This window comes from Rhodopirellula sp. SH410, from assembly GCF_055811895.1.
On the sequence record NZ_CM147949.1, the window covers coordinates 2,412,384 to 2,429,185 of the forward strand.

General features: G+C 56.1%; 10 protein-coding genes. 4 read left to right on the forward strand and 6 right to left on the reverse strand.

Annotation, left to right across the window (positions count from 1 at the left end):
• Positions 1–297: 297 nt before the first annotated feature.
• Positions 298–435 carry a hypothetical protein gene (locus SH410x_RS08970; protein WP_473676170.1) on the reverse strand — a complete coding sequence of 46 codons (138 nt, stop codon included), beginning with the start codon at positions 433–435 and terminating at the stop codon, positions 298–300.
• 25 nt (positions 436–460) lie between these two features.
• On the opposite strand from SH410x_RS08970, the gene SH410x_RS08975 reads away from it, so the two are divergent.
• Complete coding sequence (locus SH410x_RS08975; protein ID WP_473676171.1) at positions 461–1,651, forward strand: Gfo/Idh/MocA family protein; 1,191 nt, start codon at positions 461–463, stop codon at positions 1,649–1,651.
• 558 nt (positions 1,652–2,209) lie between these two features.
• Here SH410x_RS08975 and SH410x_RS08980 read toward each other — a convergent pair.
• The 3 genes from SH410x_RS08980 to SH410x_RS08990 form a co-directional block, all read right to left on the reverse strand.
• Entirely contained in the window at positions 2,210–3,067 is an 858-nt protein-coding gene (locus SH410x_RS08980) for an alpha/beta hydrolase family protein (protein ID WP_473676172.1), read from the reverse strand.
• A gap of 100 nt (positions 3,068–3,167) precedes the next feature.
• Positions 3,168–3,326, reverse strand: a complete 159-nt coding sequence (locus SH410x_RS08985) for a zinc-binding dehydrogenase (RefSeq protein ID WP_473676173.1) — start codon at positions 3,324–3,326, stop codon at positions 3,168–3,170.
• Complete coding sequence (locus tag SH410x_RS08990; RefSeq protein ID WP_473676174.1) at positions 3,314–3,730, reverse strand: hypothetical protein; 417 nt, start codon at positions 3,728–3,730, stop codon at positions 3,314–3,316. Before SH410x_RS08990 ends, SH410x_RS08985 begins: the two co-directional genes overlap by 13 nt.
• 275 nt (positions 3,731–4,005) lie before the next feature.
• Between SH410x_RS08990 and SH410x_RS08995 the strand changes: the two genes are divergently transcribed.
• A complete protein-coding gene (locus tag SH410x_RS08995) occupies positions 4,006–5,268 on the forward strand; it encodes a PQQ-binding-like beta-propeller repeat protein (protein ID WP_473677279.1) in 1,263 nt (420 codons plus the stop codon).
• 720 nt (positions 5,269–5,988) lie between these two features.
• Here the strand turns inward: SH410x_RS08995 and SH410x_RS09000 are convergent.
• A complete protein-coding gene (locus tag SH410x_RS09000) occupies positions 5,989–7,137 on the reverse strand; it encodes a XylR family transcriptional regulator (RefSeq protein ID WP_473676175.1) in 1,149 nt (382 codons plus the stop codon).
• A 292-nt stretch (positions 7,138–7,429) separates the two neighbouring features.
• On the opposite strand from SH410x_RS09000, the gene SH410x_RS09005 reads away from it, so the two are divergent.
• Positions 7,430–8,524 carry a Gfo/Idh/MocA family protein gene (locus tag SH410x_RS09005; protein WP_473677280.1) on the forward strand — a complete coding sequence of 365 codons (1,095 nt, stop codon included), beginning with the start codon at positions 7,430–7,432 and terminating at the stop codon, positions 8,522–8,524.
• Between the two features lie 56 nt (positions 8,525–8,580).
• Positions 8,581–15,042 carry a PVC-type heme-binding CxxCH protein gene (locus tag SH410x_RS09010; protein WP_473676176.1) on the forward strand — a complete coding sequence of 2,154 codons (6,462 nt, stop codon included), beginning with the start codon at positions 8,581–8,583 and terminating at the stop codon, positions 15,040–15,042.
• A 145-nt stretch (positions 15,043–15,187) separates the two neighbouring features.
• On the opposite strand, the gene SH410x_RS09015 is transcribed toward SH410x_RS09010, so the two are convergent.
• Positions 15,188–16,633, reverse strand: a complete 1,446-nt coding sequence (locus tag SH410x_RS09015) for an IS4 family transposase (RefSeq protein ID WP_473676177.1) — start codon at positions 16,631–16,633, stop codon at positions 15,188–15,190.
• Positions 16,634–16,802 lie beyond the last annotated feature (169 nt).

Genomic DNA, 16,802 nt, shown 5'->3' on the forward strand with positions numbered 1-16,802 from the left:
CCACCAATGAATCATTGGACACTTGAGGCGATCCTCCAAAACCTCCGGCGCACGCTTCCGTCGGATGATCCTTCCTTTTGATTGGCAGTTTTTCTCGCTGTCGTCGAGCACCTTGCCAGTTCCGGTGCGGTGGACCTCGAGCAAAAGGAGGGCCATTTCTTCGACGAAGCACCCGCGTTCCCGTCATCGAGCAAAACGTCGCGGGACCGCGCCCCCATCGGGCCGCGAGATCGGCGGTAACCCCATGGGGCGATGCCCGCGTGGGGCGGTGCCCGCATGCATGGTTGAGCAAAAAATCTAACTCGCCGGTGACTGGGGGACATGCCAGGGTGCGATGTTGGTTAAGATGAATCGCTCAAAAATGCCGCCCGTTTCCTGCGACGCCGTTTCGACGGCCGCGGCACGCGAATGCAGCGGATGAAAATCCAATTCCAAAACCTAAACAGATAGAAAAACGATAATGGATCGTCGCAAATTTGTCATCTTGGCATCGGGGCTCACTGCGACTGCCTTGGCGGCTCAGCCGGATGCAGACCAACGTCCACTGACCGTTGCGGTCATTGGCAGCACGGGGCGCGGCGATTATGGCCATGGTTTGGACACCGTGTGGCAACGGCTACCTGGGACATCGATTGTCGCGGTCGCCGATGACAACGAGGCTGGCAGAACGAAAGAACTAGCGAAGCTGAAACTGCCAGCAGCAGCGGGATACGCCGACTATCGCGAGATGCTGCGAAAGGTCCAACCCGATATCGTCGCGGTGTGTCCGCGACACGCGGATCAACACCGAGACATGATCTTGGCCGCCGTCGAGTCTGGCGTGAAAGGGATCTACGTTGAAAAGCCGTTCGTCCGAACTCCTGCCGAAGCCGATGAGGTGATTGCTGCCTGTCGGACTCATCATACGCGAATCGCGGTCGCCCACCGCAATCGATACCATCCCACCTTGGAGGTCGTTGCGGGGCTATTGCGTGACGGTCGTATTGGCCGGTTGCTTGAAATTCGTGGACGGGGAAAAGGAGACGGCCGCGGCGGTTGTGAAGATCTTTGGGTTCTCGGCTCACACGTGTTGAACATGATCACCATGCTTGCCGGTCCACCCCGCTCATGTTCGGCGGTGCTGCTTCAAGACGGCCGGCCAGTGACCAGCGCAGACATTCGCCCCGGTGGTGAGGGGCTGGGGCCGATGGTGGGAAATGAACTGCACGCGAGGTATCTGCTCGACAGCGGAGTGGTCGCGTTTTTTGATTCGGTCGCCAATGATGGAACACAGAATCAAGGATTCGGCCTGCGCCTGATCGGGAGTGAAGGCACGATCGCCATCTATGCCGATCGCAATCCGCTGGCATTTTTGCTGCCGGGCAATCCCTTTGCCTCGATCGATCCGCCGCTTGGCTGGCTGCCGATCACCAGTGGCGGCGTTGGTGTCAGCGAGCCTGACCCCGCGGGGATCCGTCGAGTGGAACATCACGACGTCGCCGCGGAAGATTTGGTCGACGCGGTCAGGAACAATCGGGAGCCCTTGTGTAACGCCGCCGAGGCGTCACTGACCGTGGAGATGATTTGTGCCGTGTTTGAATCGCATCGTCAGGGCGGCCAGGCAGTCGCGTTTCCTCTCGTTCGCCGCCAGCACCCCTTGCTGAACGAGTAGTTCGCGGAACCCACGCGATCCGATGTCGCCCATACGCGAGTCATAGCCGGCCCTCCGGATTCACGACCTCCACTTCAACCGCAGAAAACAGACGTAGCCACACTCGCCAGAGCGTGGGGGGCCACTGTTTGGAGATAGTGGCGAGGCGACAGTGGCGAGGCGACAGTGGCGAGGCGACAGTGGCGAGGCGACAATGACGACGGGGAAATTCGGGCTCATCCGACGGCAGGGTGCGCGGGAGTACCGTGGAAGGTTTTTGTAAGGCATCGCTCGGGTATCCAATCTGTTTTCAAAGACACCGTTGGCGAACCATCGACCGGGATATCCCTTGCCCAGCCCGCACCTCTGCAGAGCTTCGCTCCGTTTTTCCTGGCAGGCCCCAGTCTAGTTTCCCGGCAGGCCCAGTTTAATTTCCTGGCAGGCCCAGTCGAACGCTGGCAATTCAATCCCACCAATCAATCATTGGACACTTGAGGCGATCCTCCAAAACCTCCGGCGCACGCTTCCGTCGGATGATCCAGTATTTCTTGCCTGTCCCTATTCTACCGATAAGCCTAGTTATTTTTTGGCGAGGTATTGCTCAAACCACGCGACCATCGCTTGAGTCGCCTGCTCTGCGTCGTTGCCTGCGAATCCGTGACCCGCTTCGGGAAACTCGATTATTTTGGTCGATACTTTCGCTTTCTCGAACGCGGAATGGATGTTGCGGCTGTGGAAAATGGGTACCAAGTCATCCTTTACTCCGGCAAGTAGAAGCGTCGGAGCATCGTCGGACGTGACGTGCAGGAGGGGAGAATCTTTCGCGGCATCGTCACGATTGATGACCAGTGCCGGAAATCGGTCGTAGGCGGCCAACCGGTCCGGCGCGTCGGTCGCCATCACTCGCAGGTCTGTCGGAGCGACATAAGCCACAACCGCTTGGACTCGATCGCTGGTTCGCGCCACGGGGTCTTTCGCGTCGGCGTCGCCTTCGTCCGAAGCTGTTCCCAGCATCAACGATAAATGTCCACCGGCACTCATACCAAACACTCCGATACGATTTGGGTCGATGTGAAAACGATCGGCGTTCGCGCGGATGAACCGCACGCTTCGCTGAACATCCGCGACCGCTTCCGCAATCGAAAACTTGGGGCTGCTGCCGTGGCGAACAGCGAATACAGTGAACCCTTTGTCGGTTAGCGGGCGAAGCATGTGTTGCGTTTGCTCCGGCGGCGTCCAGTTGGAAAACCAACCGCCACTGACCATGAACAATACCGCCGCGCCGTTGGATTCGGCTGTCGGCGTGAACACGTCAAAAGTTGTCGCCAATCCGAACTTGTGCCCGTAAACGACATCGGGCGTGATGGTCACGTCCTCCGCGGTGACAACGTTGCACAGCGAGAGCGAACAGGCTACAGAAAGAATGAAATGACGCATTGATCGATGGATTCTGATAGGAGGGGTGAAATTTTCCAGTGACGGCCGACCGCTGTATTGTAGCAGTCGCCCGAAACGCATTGGCTGTACCTCCTCGCTTCTAAACCTCGGAATCCGCGTCACGAAAAACAACGACCTTGCCGCGATCCACGCCCGCCTCGATTCGTCGGTGAGCTTCGGCGAGATCGCACAGTGGATAGCGACGGTCGATCGTCACTCGGAGTTGGCCGGCCTGATGCAACCGAATCAGTTCCCGCAACAGGAAAAGAAGAAGAAAAGAGGAAAAGAGAGCCACCCACTTTGAAAAGAGGGCCACTCACTTTTAAGCTCGTTCAGTTTCGCCGCCGTGGGCACGGCGGGGGTGCCGTCAGGGTTGCGACGTGCGGGGAACAGTCGCAGCCAACGCTGGGCGACCTCCTCGTCCGACCACGCCGCGACGACGTCCGGGCGACTTCTTAAGACGAGGTGCAGGTGATTACTCATGATCGAAAACGTCAGGCAATCGATACCGAACGCCGATGCGAGGAGCTCCATTCGGTCGCGAATCCAGCCCCTGCGGTGCTCGAAACACTCTCCCGCAACGGGATCGGTCCCACAGGGCCACGCCTTGCGGACGCATCTCTCGATACAGTGGAGGATCTGAATCTCATTGGGATCGATCACTTCCCCCGCGAGCTTGCCTGGGCATCTTCATCACCTCCGTCAGCGTCACGGTTTTGAGCAGCGAAACCATCGGCAATGGTACGCAAGCCGCGATCGAAGGCAACTATTCCTTGCCTGTCCCTCTTCTCTCCTAATCTCTTCCTCTTCTCTTCCCGACGCGTTGAAGCTTGCACAATGGCGGTCTCTGAGACCCCTTGGTCATTTGGTGGGTGCGACAACCGTACCGGATCCACCCCCGATCGCGCTGCCCCAAATCCTGGAAATCAAACGTGAAAATGACTCGCCACGCCACGCTATTTCGGATTGCTTTGGCATGGGTGCTCGGTTCTTCCATGCTAAACGGCTCGTTGCTGGCGGCCAGCGACGTGACTTGGCCCGGCTTTCTCGGCCCGCAACGCGACGGTTGGGTCGATCACTTTCAGCCGCCCGCTGAGTGGCCGAAATCGCTAACCAAGCTGTGGCAGGTGGATGTTGGCACGGGATACGGGTCTCCGTTGGTGACCGATGATCGCGTATATCAGCACACTCGCCAGGGAAATGACGAAGTATTGCAGTGCCTGGAACTGGCCACGGGGAAGGAGATTTGGAAGCAGACTCATGCGGTTCCTTTCCAAGCCTCGTCGGGTGGCGAGCGGCATGGGGATGGCCCGAAGTCATCGGCCATCATCGCCGACGGCCGAATCTTCACCCTGAGCAGCCTTGGTGAGATTTCCGCCTGGGACGCGGAGTCGGGCGACCTGCTGTGGCGTCGTGACTACCGGCAACGCTTCCCCAAGAATCACCCTAACTGGGGCGCCTCCACTTCGCCCATTATTGACGGTGATCGCGTGGTCGCTCACTTTGGCAATGACGACAAAGGAGCGTTGATTGCGTTGGACGTGAAAACGGGCGACGAAATTTGGAGCCAGGGCAACGATGGCGCTTCCTATTCGTCGCCGTTGGTTGTCGAAATTCATGGGGTCCGCCAGATCGTTGATTGGAACCATCGTGCCCTCGTGGGCGTGGACTGTGAATCGGGCGTGGCGCTGTGGGAGTTCCCCCTTCCGCAATACACCAGCAACCAAAACATGCCGACGCCCACGTTGCACAACGGGCGGATTCTATTGGGCGGCGAGAATCGAGGCATCTATGGCCTGGAACCAGAGCTAAAGGACGGCAAGTGGTCGGTGAAGGAACGCTGGTTCCAAAAGGACGTCGCCTTGGACATGAGCACCGCCGTGATCAACGGAGACCTGCTGTTTGGGTTCTCGCACTACAAGAAGGGGCAACTGTTCTGCCTGGACACCGCGACCGGTGAAGTGCTATGGCTGGGGCCGGGACGAACTGGAGATAACGTGGCGTTCCTGTCGATCCCGGACCACGTTGTCGCCTTGCTGGACAATGGGCAACTGCAGGTGATCAAGGCCACCGAGGAAGCTCTTGAAGAAGTCGCCAGCTACCAGGTCGGCGATAGCCCCACATGGGCACCGCCAGTGCTGTTGAAGAACGGTCTCCTGATCAAGGATCAGACAAGCTTAACGCTGTGGTCGTTCGAGTAGCACAGCCCTTCGGGAGAAAAGAAAGTCACCCACTTTTCGACCCGGGCTGCAGCTTGTTTTGGGCCGATTTGGCTTCCATCCGATCTTCGCTGAGTGCCACCACCGATCATCCGGGCTGATTCGGATCCGATTCTCCAGTATCGGCGCAGCAACGACCCCGGATGGAATCAAAGTGAGATGTTTTCCGAGCGGGTCAGGCCGAAGATATCCCGAGTGGGTTGTCACCGGCACAACTCCAACCTTGACCGCGACGGCCGGCTTCCTCGGCGAGGTGTGCGGGGCTACCCGCTGCTCGCTCGGGCACCCGACCAAATCAGTGCACGACGTCGCACCAGGCATGGGCATCCAAGCCCATGCGTGTGAGGATTGGTTGCAAGTGCGAGGGGATCGCATCTTTATCAACTACATCAGCGTCACGGTTTTGAGCAGCGGAACGATCGGTAATGGTACGCAAGCCACGACCGAAGGCAACTGTGTATTGCCTGTCCCTAATCTAGCTACGCTCGCAGATCCTCGGCGAAAACTGAACGCCTCATGAGGCCCGGCATTGCCATACCGCTGATGATCCCGCTGGACAGACGGATGAACTTACGTCGAATGAGTGAACTGCTCTCGCTTGGTGAGTTCATGCTTGACCTCTTGGTTTGAAAACGACGTGCATCTCTCCCGGCAATCATACCATGCACGCTGCGAAGTTTCCCCAACGGACAACATCTACGTTTAACGATTCTGTTGTCGAAAGTGACCCGGTGGCATGCCTTCCAACTTGCGAAAGAACACGCACATGTATTCGTCGTGATCGAAGCCGGTCCGCCTCGCTATTTCGGACAACGAGAGATCTGTTTCACTCAACAACTCTTTGATTCGTTCGAGCTTCAGGCGAGTCAGTTCTTCGTGCGGTGACCGGCCAAGGATCTTCGTGAATCGACTTTCCAAAACTCGTCGCGACAACGGCACGCGCCGGACGACATCCGCCACATTGATTCCCTCCAGCGCGTGTTCGCGAATGAATCGCAAGGCGACAACGATGTCCGGATCGTCGATGGCCAGAATATCGGTGGAATGCCGGGTTTGAATTCCCAGCGGGGCAACGAGGATGGGGGCAGAATCAATCTGTTCGCCATTCATCATGCGGTCCAGCAATGCCGCTGCCTCGAAGCCCGTCCGTTGCGTATTGCAAATGACACTGGATAAGGGCGGATCGGCAAGTTCACAAAGAAGCTGGTCGTTGTCGACTCCCAGCACCGCGATTTCTTCCGGCACTGCGATACCCAGTTCCCGGCAGACTTCAAGCACCTTCTGGGCTTGAATATCGTAACAGGCGAAGATCCCGATCGGGCGCGGCAGCCCTATTAGCCACTTTGCCAAGCCTCGTTTCTCACGGTTCCACGAATACTTCGGATCATTGCGAGAAAGGGAATCATAAACGTTGGCAGCGGCTCCGGCCGACTCAATGAGCAATCGGAACTTGTCTCGCCGCCAGTTCGACCAGTTGAATCCCGGATCGCCACAATAGGCCAGGTTCCGAAAGCCTCGATCGAGCAGATGCTTGACACCGAGTTCGGCAATGGCATCGTCGTCGGTTTCCACCCACGGAATATCCGGCAGGTGCCGAGCCGCACTCACATCAACGACCGGCAACTTCGTCTTTCGCAACGCGGCAGCAATTTCGTCAGTTTCGATTCTCGCGATGATGCCGTCACCTTTCCACCTTCCAAGCCATTGAGGTGGCCTGCCGCCTCGTTCCTGTTCGGGCAAAAAGATGGACCATCGCTCATGATGACGAACGTACCGCGTGATTCCCTCCAGCACACCGCGAGAGTACGAATTCGAGGTTTCAATCAGCAGAGCTACGCTTCGTCGTGGCATCGGGGAAAATACTCAGTCATTGAATCTTTCGCAGCAAACAGTATCGCAATGCAGCGGCATCGTTGCTTAGGAAAGGTCGTGAAATATCTCAATTATTGTGCGCAAAATGTCATAGCGGAACAACTGCGAGATGAGACAATAGCCAAAATCGGAGTGTTCTCCGCCCCGAGTCCGCGCGGTCGATTTTGGCCGCGCTCTCGAATCTGTTCCCCAGCGTGTTGCGAGCCAGTGTGTTTCAAGCGCCCACGCGAATGAAAGGAAGAATGCTGTGAGTCGTACTGTCAATGCCGCCATGATTGGTTTGGGCTTCGGCTCAGAGTTTATTCCGATCTACAAATCGCATCCCAACGCAGATGTCACCGCGATCTGTCGTCGCAACGAAGCGGAACTGAACAAGTCCGGCGACCAGTTTGGCATCGAGAAGCGATACACCGAATACGATCAGGTGCTGGCGGATCCCGACATCGATTTCGTCCACATCAACAGTCCCATTCCGGATCACGCGTGGATGTCACTGAAGGCACTGGATGCGGGTAAGCACGTGATGTGTACGGTCCCCATGGCAACGACGATCGACGACTGCCGCCAGATCGTCCAGAAAGTCAAAGAAACCGGTCTGAAGTACATGATGGCGGAGACGGTTGTCTACAGCCGCGAATATCTGTTTATCAAAGATATGTATGAGAAAGGTGAACTTGGGAAGATCCAGCACTTGGCAGCGTCTCATCCGCAGGACATGGACGGTTGGCCCAGCTACTGGGAAGAAATGATCCCGATGCATTATGCGACGCACGTCGTGAGCCCCTGTCTGGGGCTGGTGGATGGTTTGGCGGAATACGTGAGCTGTTTCGGATCGGGCCAGGTTCGCGACGATATTGCGAAGAAGTCCGGCAATACGTTCGCGCTTCAGTCAGCTCACATCAAGATTAAGGACTCTGATTTGACGGCACACATCTGGCGGTGCTTGTACGACGTCGCGCGGCAGTACCGCGAGAGTTTCGATGTCTATGGCACGAAGAAGAGTTTTGAATGGACGCTGGTGGAAAACGAACCACACGTGATGCACACGGCGAAGAAGCCGGAACCTGAGATTGCGGAGAAGATTGACGTTCCGGATTTCGCTCACCTGCTGCCCCAGGAGATTCAGAGATTCACATTGCCTGCCGAAATACACGATGCGGAGCACCTGTCGTTTCTGCAAGGTGGTGGTCACGGTGGTTCGCACCCGCACTTGGTCCATGAATTCATTTCCGCTTTGCTGGAAGATCGCGATCCGCGGCCCAATGCCGTCACCAGTGCAAACTGGACGTGCGTCGGAATTTGCGCACACGAGTCTGCCACCAAGGGAGGCGAGATCGTTCGTCTGCCGGACTTCACTCTTGGCTAATCTTTTGATCTACAGCGCCAACGATAACAAATACAATCCAACACGTGAGAATAATAATGAAACCCACTCCCCCGCTCAGCTCAAGTCTCCGGCTCATCTGCCTGTTCCTAATGTGTCTTTCAGTATCGGCTGCTTCGACAGAGGCCGCCGACCTGAACCTGCTGTTCATCGGCGACAATGGGCCTCATCAACCTGCACGTCGGTTTCAGGAACTCGCACCTGCGTTAGAGCAACGTGGGATCGAAATGAAATACACCGACCGGATGGATGACGTTAATCCGGAGACGCTTGCCAAGTTCGACGGAGTGGTGCTTTACGCCAACATCGACCGCATCGATGAAGCACCGGCCAAAGCGTTGCTTGACTACGTTGCTGGAGGCAAGGGGTTTGTTCCGTTGCACTGCGCGACATTCTGTTGGCGAAACAACAAAGACATCGTTGCCTTGATGGGCGGACAGTTTCAGCGACACGGCGGCCAGGTGTTTACAACCGAAATTGCTGCCGAGGATCATCCGATCATGAAGGGCTACGGCAGCTTTACCAGTTGGGATGAAACCTACATCCATCACCTGCACAACGAAAAAGACCGAAAGGTGTTGGAGTATCGAGTCGAAGGCGAGCAGGCTGACGGCAACGAACGGGAGCCATGGACATGGGTGCGGACGCATGGCAAAGGGCGCGTGTTCTACACGGCTTGGGGGCACGATCAGCGAACCTTTAACCAGCCCGGTTTTCATAACCTCGTCGAACGTGGCATTCGCTGGGCCTGCGGCGACGATCCGGGCAACGTGACAGCATTCCGTGAATCGCAGGCGTTTGTGACACCCAAGATGACGCCCCTTCGCACCGACGTTGCCGAGTTTGAATATACCGATGTCGGCCCCAAGATTCCGAACTACACACCGAGTCGACAGTGGGGCACGCAGGGCGCGCCGAAAACGTTGATGCAGAACCCACTGTCGCCAGAAGAATCGATGAAGCATTTCGTCACTCCCGAAGGCATGACCGTTCAGCGATATGCGGACGAACGCGATTTTAAGTCCAAACCGATTGCGATGAACTGGGACGAACGTGGGCGATTGTGGATATGCGAGACAGTCGACTATCCAAACGAGCTTGGCAAGGACCGCGACCGCATCCGGATTTGCGAAGACACTGATGGCGACCATGTTGCCGACAAGTTCACCGTCTTTGCCGAAGGACTGAGTATCCCGACCGCCATTGTGATCGTTCGTGGCGGTGCGGTGGTTCAGAATGCGACCGAGACGCTGTATCTGAAAGACACTGACGGCGACGACGTAGCTGACCAGAGGACCACGCTAATCACCGGCTGGGCCGCCGGAGACACGCATGGCGGAGTCAGCAACTTTCGTTACGGACTGGACAACTGGATCTGGGGCATGCAGGGCTATAACAACAGTGCTCCCGAATTTGGCGGCAAACAGTCACAGCGTTTTCGACAGGGCTTCTTTCGTTTTAAGCTCTCGCAAAGCGATCCGCCGACAGTCACCGATCTGGAGTTCGTCCGATCCAGCAACAACAACACATGGGGACTGGGAATCAGCGAAGAAGGGCTGATCTTCGGATCGACGGCGAACGGCAACCCGAGCATGTTCGTTCCCATCCCAAATCGATACTACGAGAGTGTTCGAGGTTGGTCACCGTCCACGCTGGGCAGCATCGCTGACTCGGCAAGGTTTGAGCCAATCACCGAGAACGTTCGCCAGGTGGATCATCACGGTGCCTACACGGCCGGTGCCGGGCACGCGTTGTACACGGCTCGTACGTTTCCTCAGCAATGGTGGAACAGGACGGCGTTCGTATGCGGGCCAACGGGACACCTTGTGGGAACGTTTGTGCTGAGTCGCGATGGAGCGGACTACAAATCAATCAGTCCGCTCAATCTACTGGCCAGCGATGACCAGTGGAGTGCTCCGGTGATGGCCGAAGTTGGACCGGACGGAGCCGTTTGGGTGATCGACTGGTACAACTACATTGTCCAACACAATCCAACACCCAATGGATTTGAAACGGGAAAAGGTGCTGCGTACGAAAGTGATTTGCGTGACAAAACGCACGGTCGCATCTACCGAGTGGTTCCGACCGATGATGGAACCGCCAAGCTTCACGACTTCGCAAGTCTGGCTGACGCGTCGAATCAACAACTTGTGAAGCAACTGACGCATCCTTCATTGGTGTGGCGATTGCAGTCGCAACGATTGCTGATCGAACGCGGTGCGGACGACGTGTTGGAGGGTCTGCTGGCGTTGGTGGCTGATGAATCGGTGGATGAGATCGGGCTCAACGCTGGCGCGATCCATGCGCTTCACACGATGGACGGCTTGGGATATCTCAAGCTGGATGTGAAATACAAAGCAGCGGGTTATGTCACTGGTGGTCTCCAAACGGCGTTGACACACACATCGCCCGGAGTGCGTCGAAATGCGATCGCTGTGTTGCCGCATAACGAAGCCGGGTTGGCATTGTTGATGCAGCATCGCGGGTTGTTCCGCGACAGCGATGCTCAGGTAAAATTGCAAGCGATTTTGACGCTGGCCGACATGCCAGCCTCGGCCGAGGCTGGTGGGTTGGTTGCTGAATTGGCTTCGGCAGAGACCGACAAGGTTTTGGTCGACGCGTTGACATCGGCAGCGGCCAGCCATGCCGTTTCTTACCTGCAGCAGGTTACTTCGAAACAGGGCAAACCCTCCGACGCAGTGCTTCGCATCACTCGTCAAGTTACCGAACACCTCGCCCGAGCCAAACCGGACGCAGACAGTTTGCAGAGGATCATCTCCAATTTGGCTGGTGCAAACCCCGAACTGTCGACGCCCATTCTGGACGGATTGACCGGTGGCTTGCCATCGGACTATGGGAAGGAATCGACCGCGTCGCTTGACGCGGCGTTTGTCAAAACATTTGAAAACGGCGACAGCACACTCAAGGGTAAATTGCTGCGGCTCGCATCGCGCGTAGGCACAGACGCTCTGAGCAAGTACGCCGATGAGATTGTGGAATCGTTGGTTGCGATCATCGAAAATCCCGATGCGAGCGCCGATCAGCGTGGCTCGGCAGCCCGGGACCTTGTCGGGTTCCGTGCGACCGACGAGGACGCCGTCGCAACGATCATCGATCAATTGACTCCGCAGACGCCGCCGGGCGTTGCGGAAATGATGCTGGAGGCGTTGCCATTGAGCGAGTCCGGTTCCGCTGGCGAAGTGATTGTTGAAGCTCTGCCCACGATGACACCCAATATAAAGTCGGCCGCGATCAGTGTCATGCTGGGCAAGCCGGCTTGGGCCAAGTCGCTACTCGCTGCGGTCGAAGAAAAACAGTTTGACTTGAACGAGTTGTCTCTGGAACAGAAACAATCACTGCGATCATTTCCTGATCGATCCTTGCGGGCTCAGGCCGAGAAACTGTTGGCGAGGGGAGGCGGATTGCCTGACGCCGATCGCGAAAAAGTACTTCAGTCTCTGATGCACGTGACGGAGAGGACGGGTGACGTCGACGCAGGACGGGAAGTTTTCAAGAAGGTCTGCGCGGCCTGTCATAAGCACGGCGAGATGGGGCATAAAATCGGCCCCGATCTGACGGGCATGGCCGTCCATCCAAAACAGGAATTGTTGACACACATCATCGATCCGTCTCGCAACGTCGAAGGCAACTTTCGTCTCTACAACGTGCTGACACTCGACGGAATGGTCATCAACGGAATGTTGGCTGGCGAGACTCGCACTTCGATCACGATTGTCGATTCGCAGGCAAAAGAAATCAATGTTGCTCGTGAGGACATCGACGAGCTGATCGCTTCTCGAAAGTCGGTGATGCCCGAGGGATTTGAAAAGCAGATTAACGAACAGCAACTGACAGACCTGCTGGAATTCCTGACTTCAGGCGGCCAGTACATCCCGCTGCCGCTCGAGAAGATAGCCACTGCGATCAGCACCAAAGGGTTGTTCCACGAAGGAGACGATGGTCCGGACCGCATGATGTTCCCTGACTGGGGACCGAAGCTCTTCAACGGTATTCCATTCGTACTGACCGATCCGCAAGGAAAATCCCAGCCGAACATCATCCTTTTGCACGGACCAAACGGTTCGCTGCCTCCACAGATGCCCAAGTCGGTTTCAATGCCGTGTGGCACGTCTGCGGCGGCCATTCATTTGCTCAGTGGGGTGGGTGGCTGGAGCCATCCGTTCAATAGCGACAAGTCCGTTTCGATGATCGTTCGCCTGACGTACGACGACGGAAAAACGGAAGATCATGAATTGCTCAATGCGGTTCACTTCGCAGACTACATTCGCCGAGTCGACGTGCCGATGAGCGAGTTCGCCTACATGCTGGGCCAACAACAGATTCGATATTTGAACGTCAAGCCAAAGCGTGCGGACAAGATTCAGACCATCGAGTTCGTCAAAGGGGACGACAATAGTGCTCCAATGGTGATGGCCGTGACTGTCGAAAGACTCGCCGGTGACAAGTCAGCGGCACACGACGCAAGTGATGATTCCGTTTCAAATGAGGCAAGTCCCAGCCAGCCACCGCAGCGACGTCGTGGCGGTTTTGGCGGGCTAATCGAACTCGGTCCGGACGATGTCGCAATTTTCGGCGTACCACCGGAAGGATTCAAATCGGAACGTGATGTGCCTCACGGTAAACTCGAAATGGTCGAGTATGAATCGAAAACCGTTGGCACAACACGCAAGATGAATGTCTACACTCCGCCGGGATACACAGCGGACAAGAAGTATCCGGTGCTCTATCTCCTGCATGGGATCGGTGGCGACGAAACGGAGTGGCAACGATTCGCGTCGCCGAACTTGATTCTTGATAATTTGATCGCTGATGGCAAAGCCGTACCGATGATCGTCGTGATGCCCAACGGTCGAGCACAAAAGAACGATCGGGCGGAAGGCAATGTCATGGCAAGTGCGCCGGCATTCGCGGTCTTCGAGAAGGACTTGCTTAACGACGTAATCCCCGCGATCGAATCGAAGTACTCGGTCGACGCCAACCGTGAAAAGCGTGCCATCGCCGGACTCTCGATGGGCGGCGGCCAATCGTTCAACTTCGGACTCGGGAATCTCGACACATTCGCTTGGGTCGGTCCATTCTCTGCCGCACCCAACACCAAGCCGGCGGACCAGTTAATCCCCGACGTCAACGCGGCGAAGGCGAAACTGAAGCTGCTATGGATTTCCTGCGGTAACAAGGACGGACTGATCCGCATCAGCCAGAACGTCCGTCAGTTTTTGAAGAAGAATGAGATCGAACACGTCTGGCACGTCGACGGGCACGGTCACGATCCGCAGCATTGGAGCAGTAGCTTGTACTGGTTCGCGCAAAGCGTTTTTCAGGAGGGTGCTAAGAGACAGGGGAACGCCAAGGAAGCAACAAACGCGTCAAGCGACAAGCAATCCGGCGCTGCTCCGGCAGACATCATTGACGACTTCCAACCGGCGACAACCAACCAGTCGGGCAAGCAATTCCCGCAAGTGAATTCGCAAGGCCGCGTCAAGTTCCGAATCGTCGCGCCGGATGCTAAAAGCGTTGGTGTGACGTTCCGAGACAGCAGTGAATTCATCAAGGACGAGGACGGTGCGTGGGTTGGTTACACTCGACCACTAGACGAAGGATTCCACTACTACGAGCTGATCATCGACGGCGCGAAGGTTCCAGACCCCAACAGCAAATACTTTTTTGGTGCGATGCGATGGGGCAGCGGCGTGGAAGTGCCGGCCAAGGACAAGGATTTTTACGCGGTCAAGAAAGTCCCGCACGGCCAACTGCGAGAGGTCCTCTTCTACTCTGAAAGCACCAACACGGAGCGCCATGCATTCGTCTACACTCCGCCGGGATACGACAGCGATCAGGCAAAACGCTATCCCGTCCTTTATCTGCAGCACGGCTGGGGCGAGAACGAGTACGGCTGGAGTGTCCAAGGACACGCCGGTCTGATCATGGACAACCTGCTTGCCGACGGTAAGGCCAAGCCGTTCATCATCGTGATGACTTATGGCATGACCAATGATGTACGGCCGGGCGGAATCGGAGGCTTCGACATCAAACATTTTGAAACGGTGCTGGTCGACGAACTGATCCCGTACGTCGATTCCAGCTTCCGTACAGTGACCGACCAACCCAACCGAGCCATGGCCGGTCTTTCCATGGGCGGCATGGAAACCAAAGCAATTACGCTCCAAAATCTCGACAAGTTTTCGCACATCGGTCTGTTCAGTGGCGGTTCGATCTCCATGGACGACGTCAACGACACGGATGGCTTCAAGAAAAACGTCAAGCTGGTCTTTGTAAGCTACGGCAGCAAGGAAGTCGGCGGCGGACGGCGGCCCAGACGCGGCGGCGATCCCGAAGCGAACGCAAAAGCACTCAAGGAAGCAGGCATCAACAGCCACTACTATCTTTCACCCGAGACGGCACATGAATGGCAAACCTGGCGTCGCAGTTTGCACGAGATGGCACCGCTGTTGTTTGCATCCGACGATACTGCTGAGTGATCCAGAAACCATCCAACCAGAAATGTGCTCATGAGAAATCTCGCAAAGCTGTCCATATGCAGCGTGGTTGCAGTGTTGACGTTTGTATTGCCCGCGTCGGGGAAAAAAAGAGGGCCACCCATGAATGGCACAGTCATATACGCAACTACTTCGTCTCAAAGGAGTTGTCTCCGTTGGCAAGTCGGGCTTTGAGCTCTCCTCGCGGTTGCATCATGAGATTGTAGTTCTTTTGTCGCTTCTTCAGGACTCGGGGTTCAAACCTTCCAGGACGATTGCCAACTAGGCAATTTGAAATCTGTTTCAATCGGCTCAAGCAGTAGCCAAGTACTTTTTCGATCGCCATCAGTCCACTGGCCATCATGTCCCACGCTGAAAGTACGAACTGGCAAGTGCTCACGAAACTGATGCGTCTTGGATTGACGTTATTCAATGCAGCACTACAAGCGGCGGTCGTTCGGATAGCGTTGTACGCCAGGATCGTCGTCCAGAATTCGCGACGAACCATTTCTGGTGATTTGCAACGCAAGTGATGTAAGTTCAGATGCGTTTTGATACTGCGAATATCGAGCTCCGAGTTCCAGCGATAACCGAACAGTTCGGCAATGTCATCGATCGTCACCTCCTGCTTAACTTGTTCGCAGTTATACAGAGTTGTGACAATCACGAACGGGTCTTGTTTTCGACCGGGTTCGTCAATGATATAGCGAATCTCTCGAAGGACGATTTCCAGTGGCATCGTGTCATACATCTCTGGGCTCATCCAAGCAGGCCGTTTCGGGCGCGTCCATGTGACAAGATGGTCATTTTTCCCCAATCGCTTGCCAGTTCGAAAGTCAGTGCGTCTGGCTTGATGCTTGCGGAAGCAGACGTCGACTCCACGGGCTATCAACAACGCGATCATCCAATAGTTGCCGTAGAATCTGTCGGCAACGGCGATATCTCTACATTCGAAGCAGTCAAGTAGTTGGCGTAGAAGCGCAGTCTCACCGGTTGCCTTGCCCTTGTATTTTCCGATGGCAACATCAATGACACAGGCGGGTGCCAATGAGAGGACAACGACGATGCGAGCGATCGGAAATCCAATCCCTGGTTTCTGCGCTGTGTTCTGGGAATATGCAATTTGATTTTTTATCGTGTCGGGCATCATGAACGTGGAGCCGTCAATCAGCTTGGCATGACGTCCCTTGAAAAGATGCTTTGAATCGACTTGCACCTCCGCTTCGATGGCGACGTCAGAAGCCAACTCATGGAGTGCAGTTTCAGGAAGCTTGGCTCGTGCTCGACAGTAATCGCGGGTATCGGGATCAGCCTCATCGTCCCCAGCGATTTGCAGAAAGCTGAGGATCCGAGATACGGCGGACTGGCATGCGGCCTCTTTTCCATCTCGTAGAACTTGGCCCATGAACGCCCATAATACGATGGCCGTGGTGTAGGTGCGTCCAAAGGTTCCGCCGTGCCGAGCAAAGACTCGTGCGATCCGGTCCTGCGTGAGGATTTGCGAAAACGGAAGTTCGGGCTGTAAAAGAAACCCAGCAACAGCGTTGCCCAAGTTGAAGCTGCGACGAGGTGCGCTGTTCGGTATAACGGACATAGAAAACCCTCCCTGGTCTCGCGTAGCAGCATTGACCAGAGAGGGCATTCACATCATCGAGGCCGAGAGCGCATCGAAGCAAGATCAACGCCCAGGCGACCTGTAAAATTTACGAAAAAACGCAGATTGCCAATAGACGAACTGCGCAAGTTCACTGCACAAAATTCAA

Excerpts from the sequence above, each read along its gene's own strand:
- SH410x_RS08975 (WP_473676171.1), top strand. The coding sequence starts at position 461 with ATGGATCGTCGCAAATTTGTCATCTTGGCATCGGGGCTCACTGCGACT.
- SH410x_RS08980 (WP_473676172.1), bottom strand. The coding sequence starts at position 3,067 with ATGCGTCATTTCATTCTTTCTGTAGCCTGTTCGCTCTCGCTGTGCAAC.
- SH410x_RS08995 (WP_473677279.1), top strand. The coding sequence starts at position 4,006 with ATGACTCGCCACGCCACGCTATTTCGGATTGCTTTGGCATGGGTGCTC.
- SH410x_RS09000 (WP_473676175.1), bottom strand. The coding sequence starts at position 7,137 with ATGCCACGACGAAGCGTAGCTCTGCTGATTGAAACCTCGAATTCGTAC.
- SH410x_RS09005 (WP_473677280.1), top strand. The coding sequence starts at position 7,430 with ATGATTGGTTTGGGCTTCGGCTCAGAGTTTATTCCGATCTACAAATCG.
- SH410x_RS09010 (WP_473676176.1), top strand. The coding sequence starts at position 8,581 with ATGAAACCCACTCCCCCGCTCAGCTCAAGTCTCCGGCTCATCTGCCTG.
- SH410x_RS09015 (WP_473676177.1), bottom strand. The coding sequence starts at position 16,633 with ATGTCCGTTATACCGAACAGCGCACCTCGTCGCAGCTTCAACTTGGGC.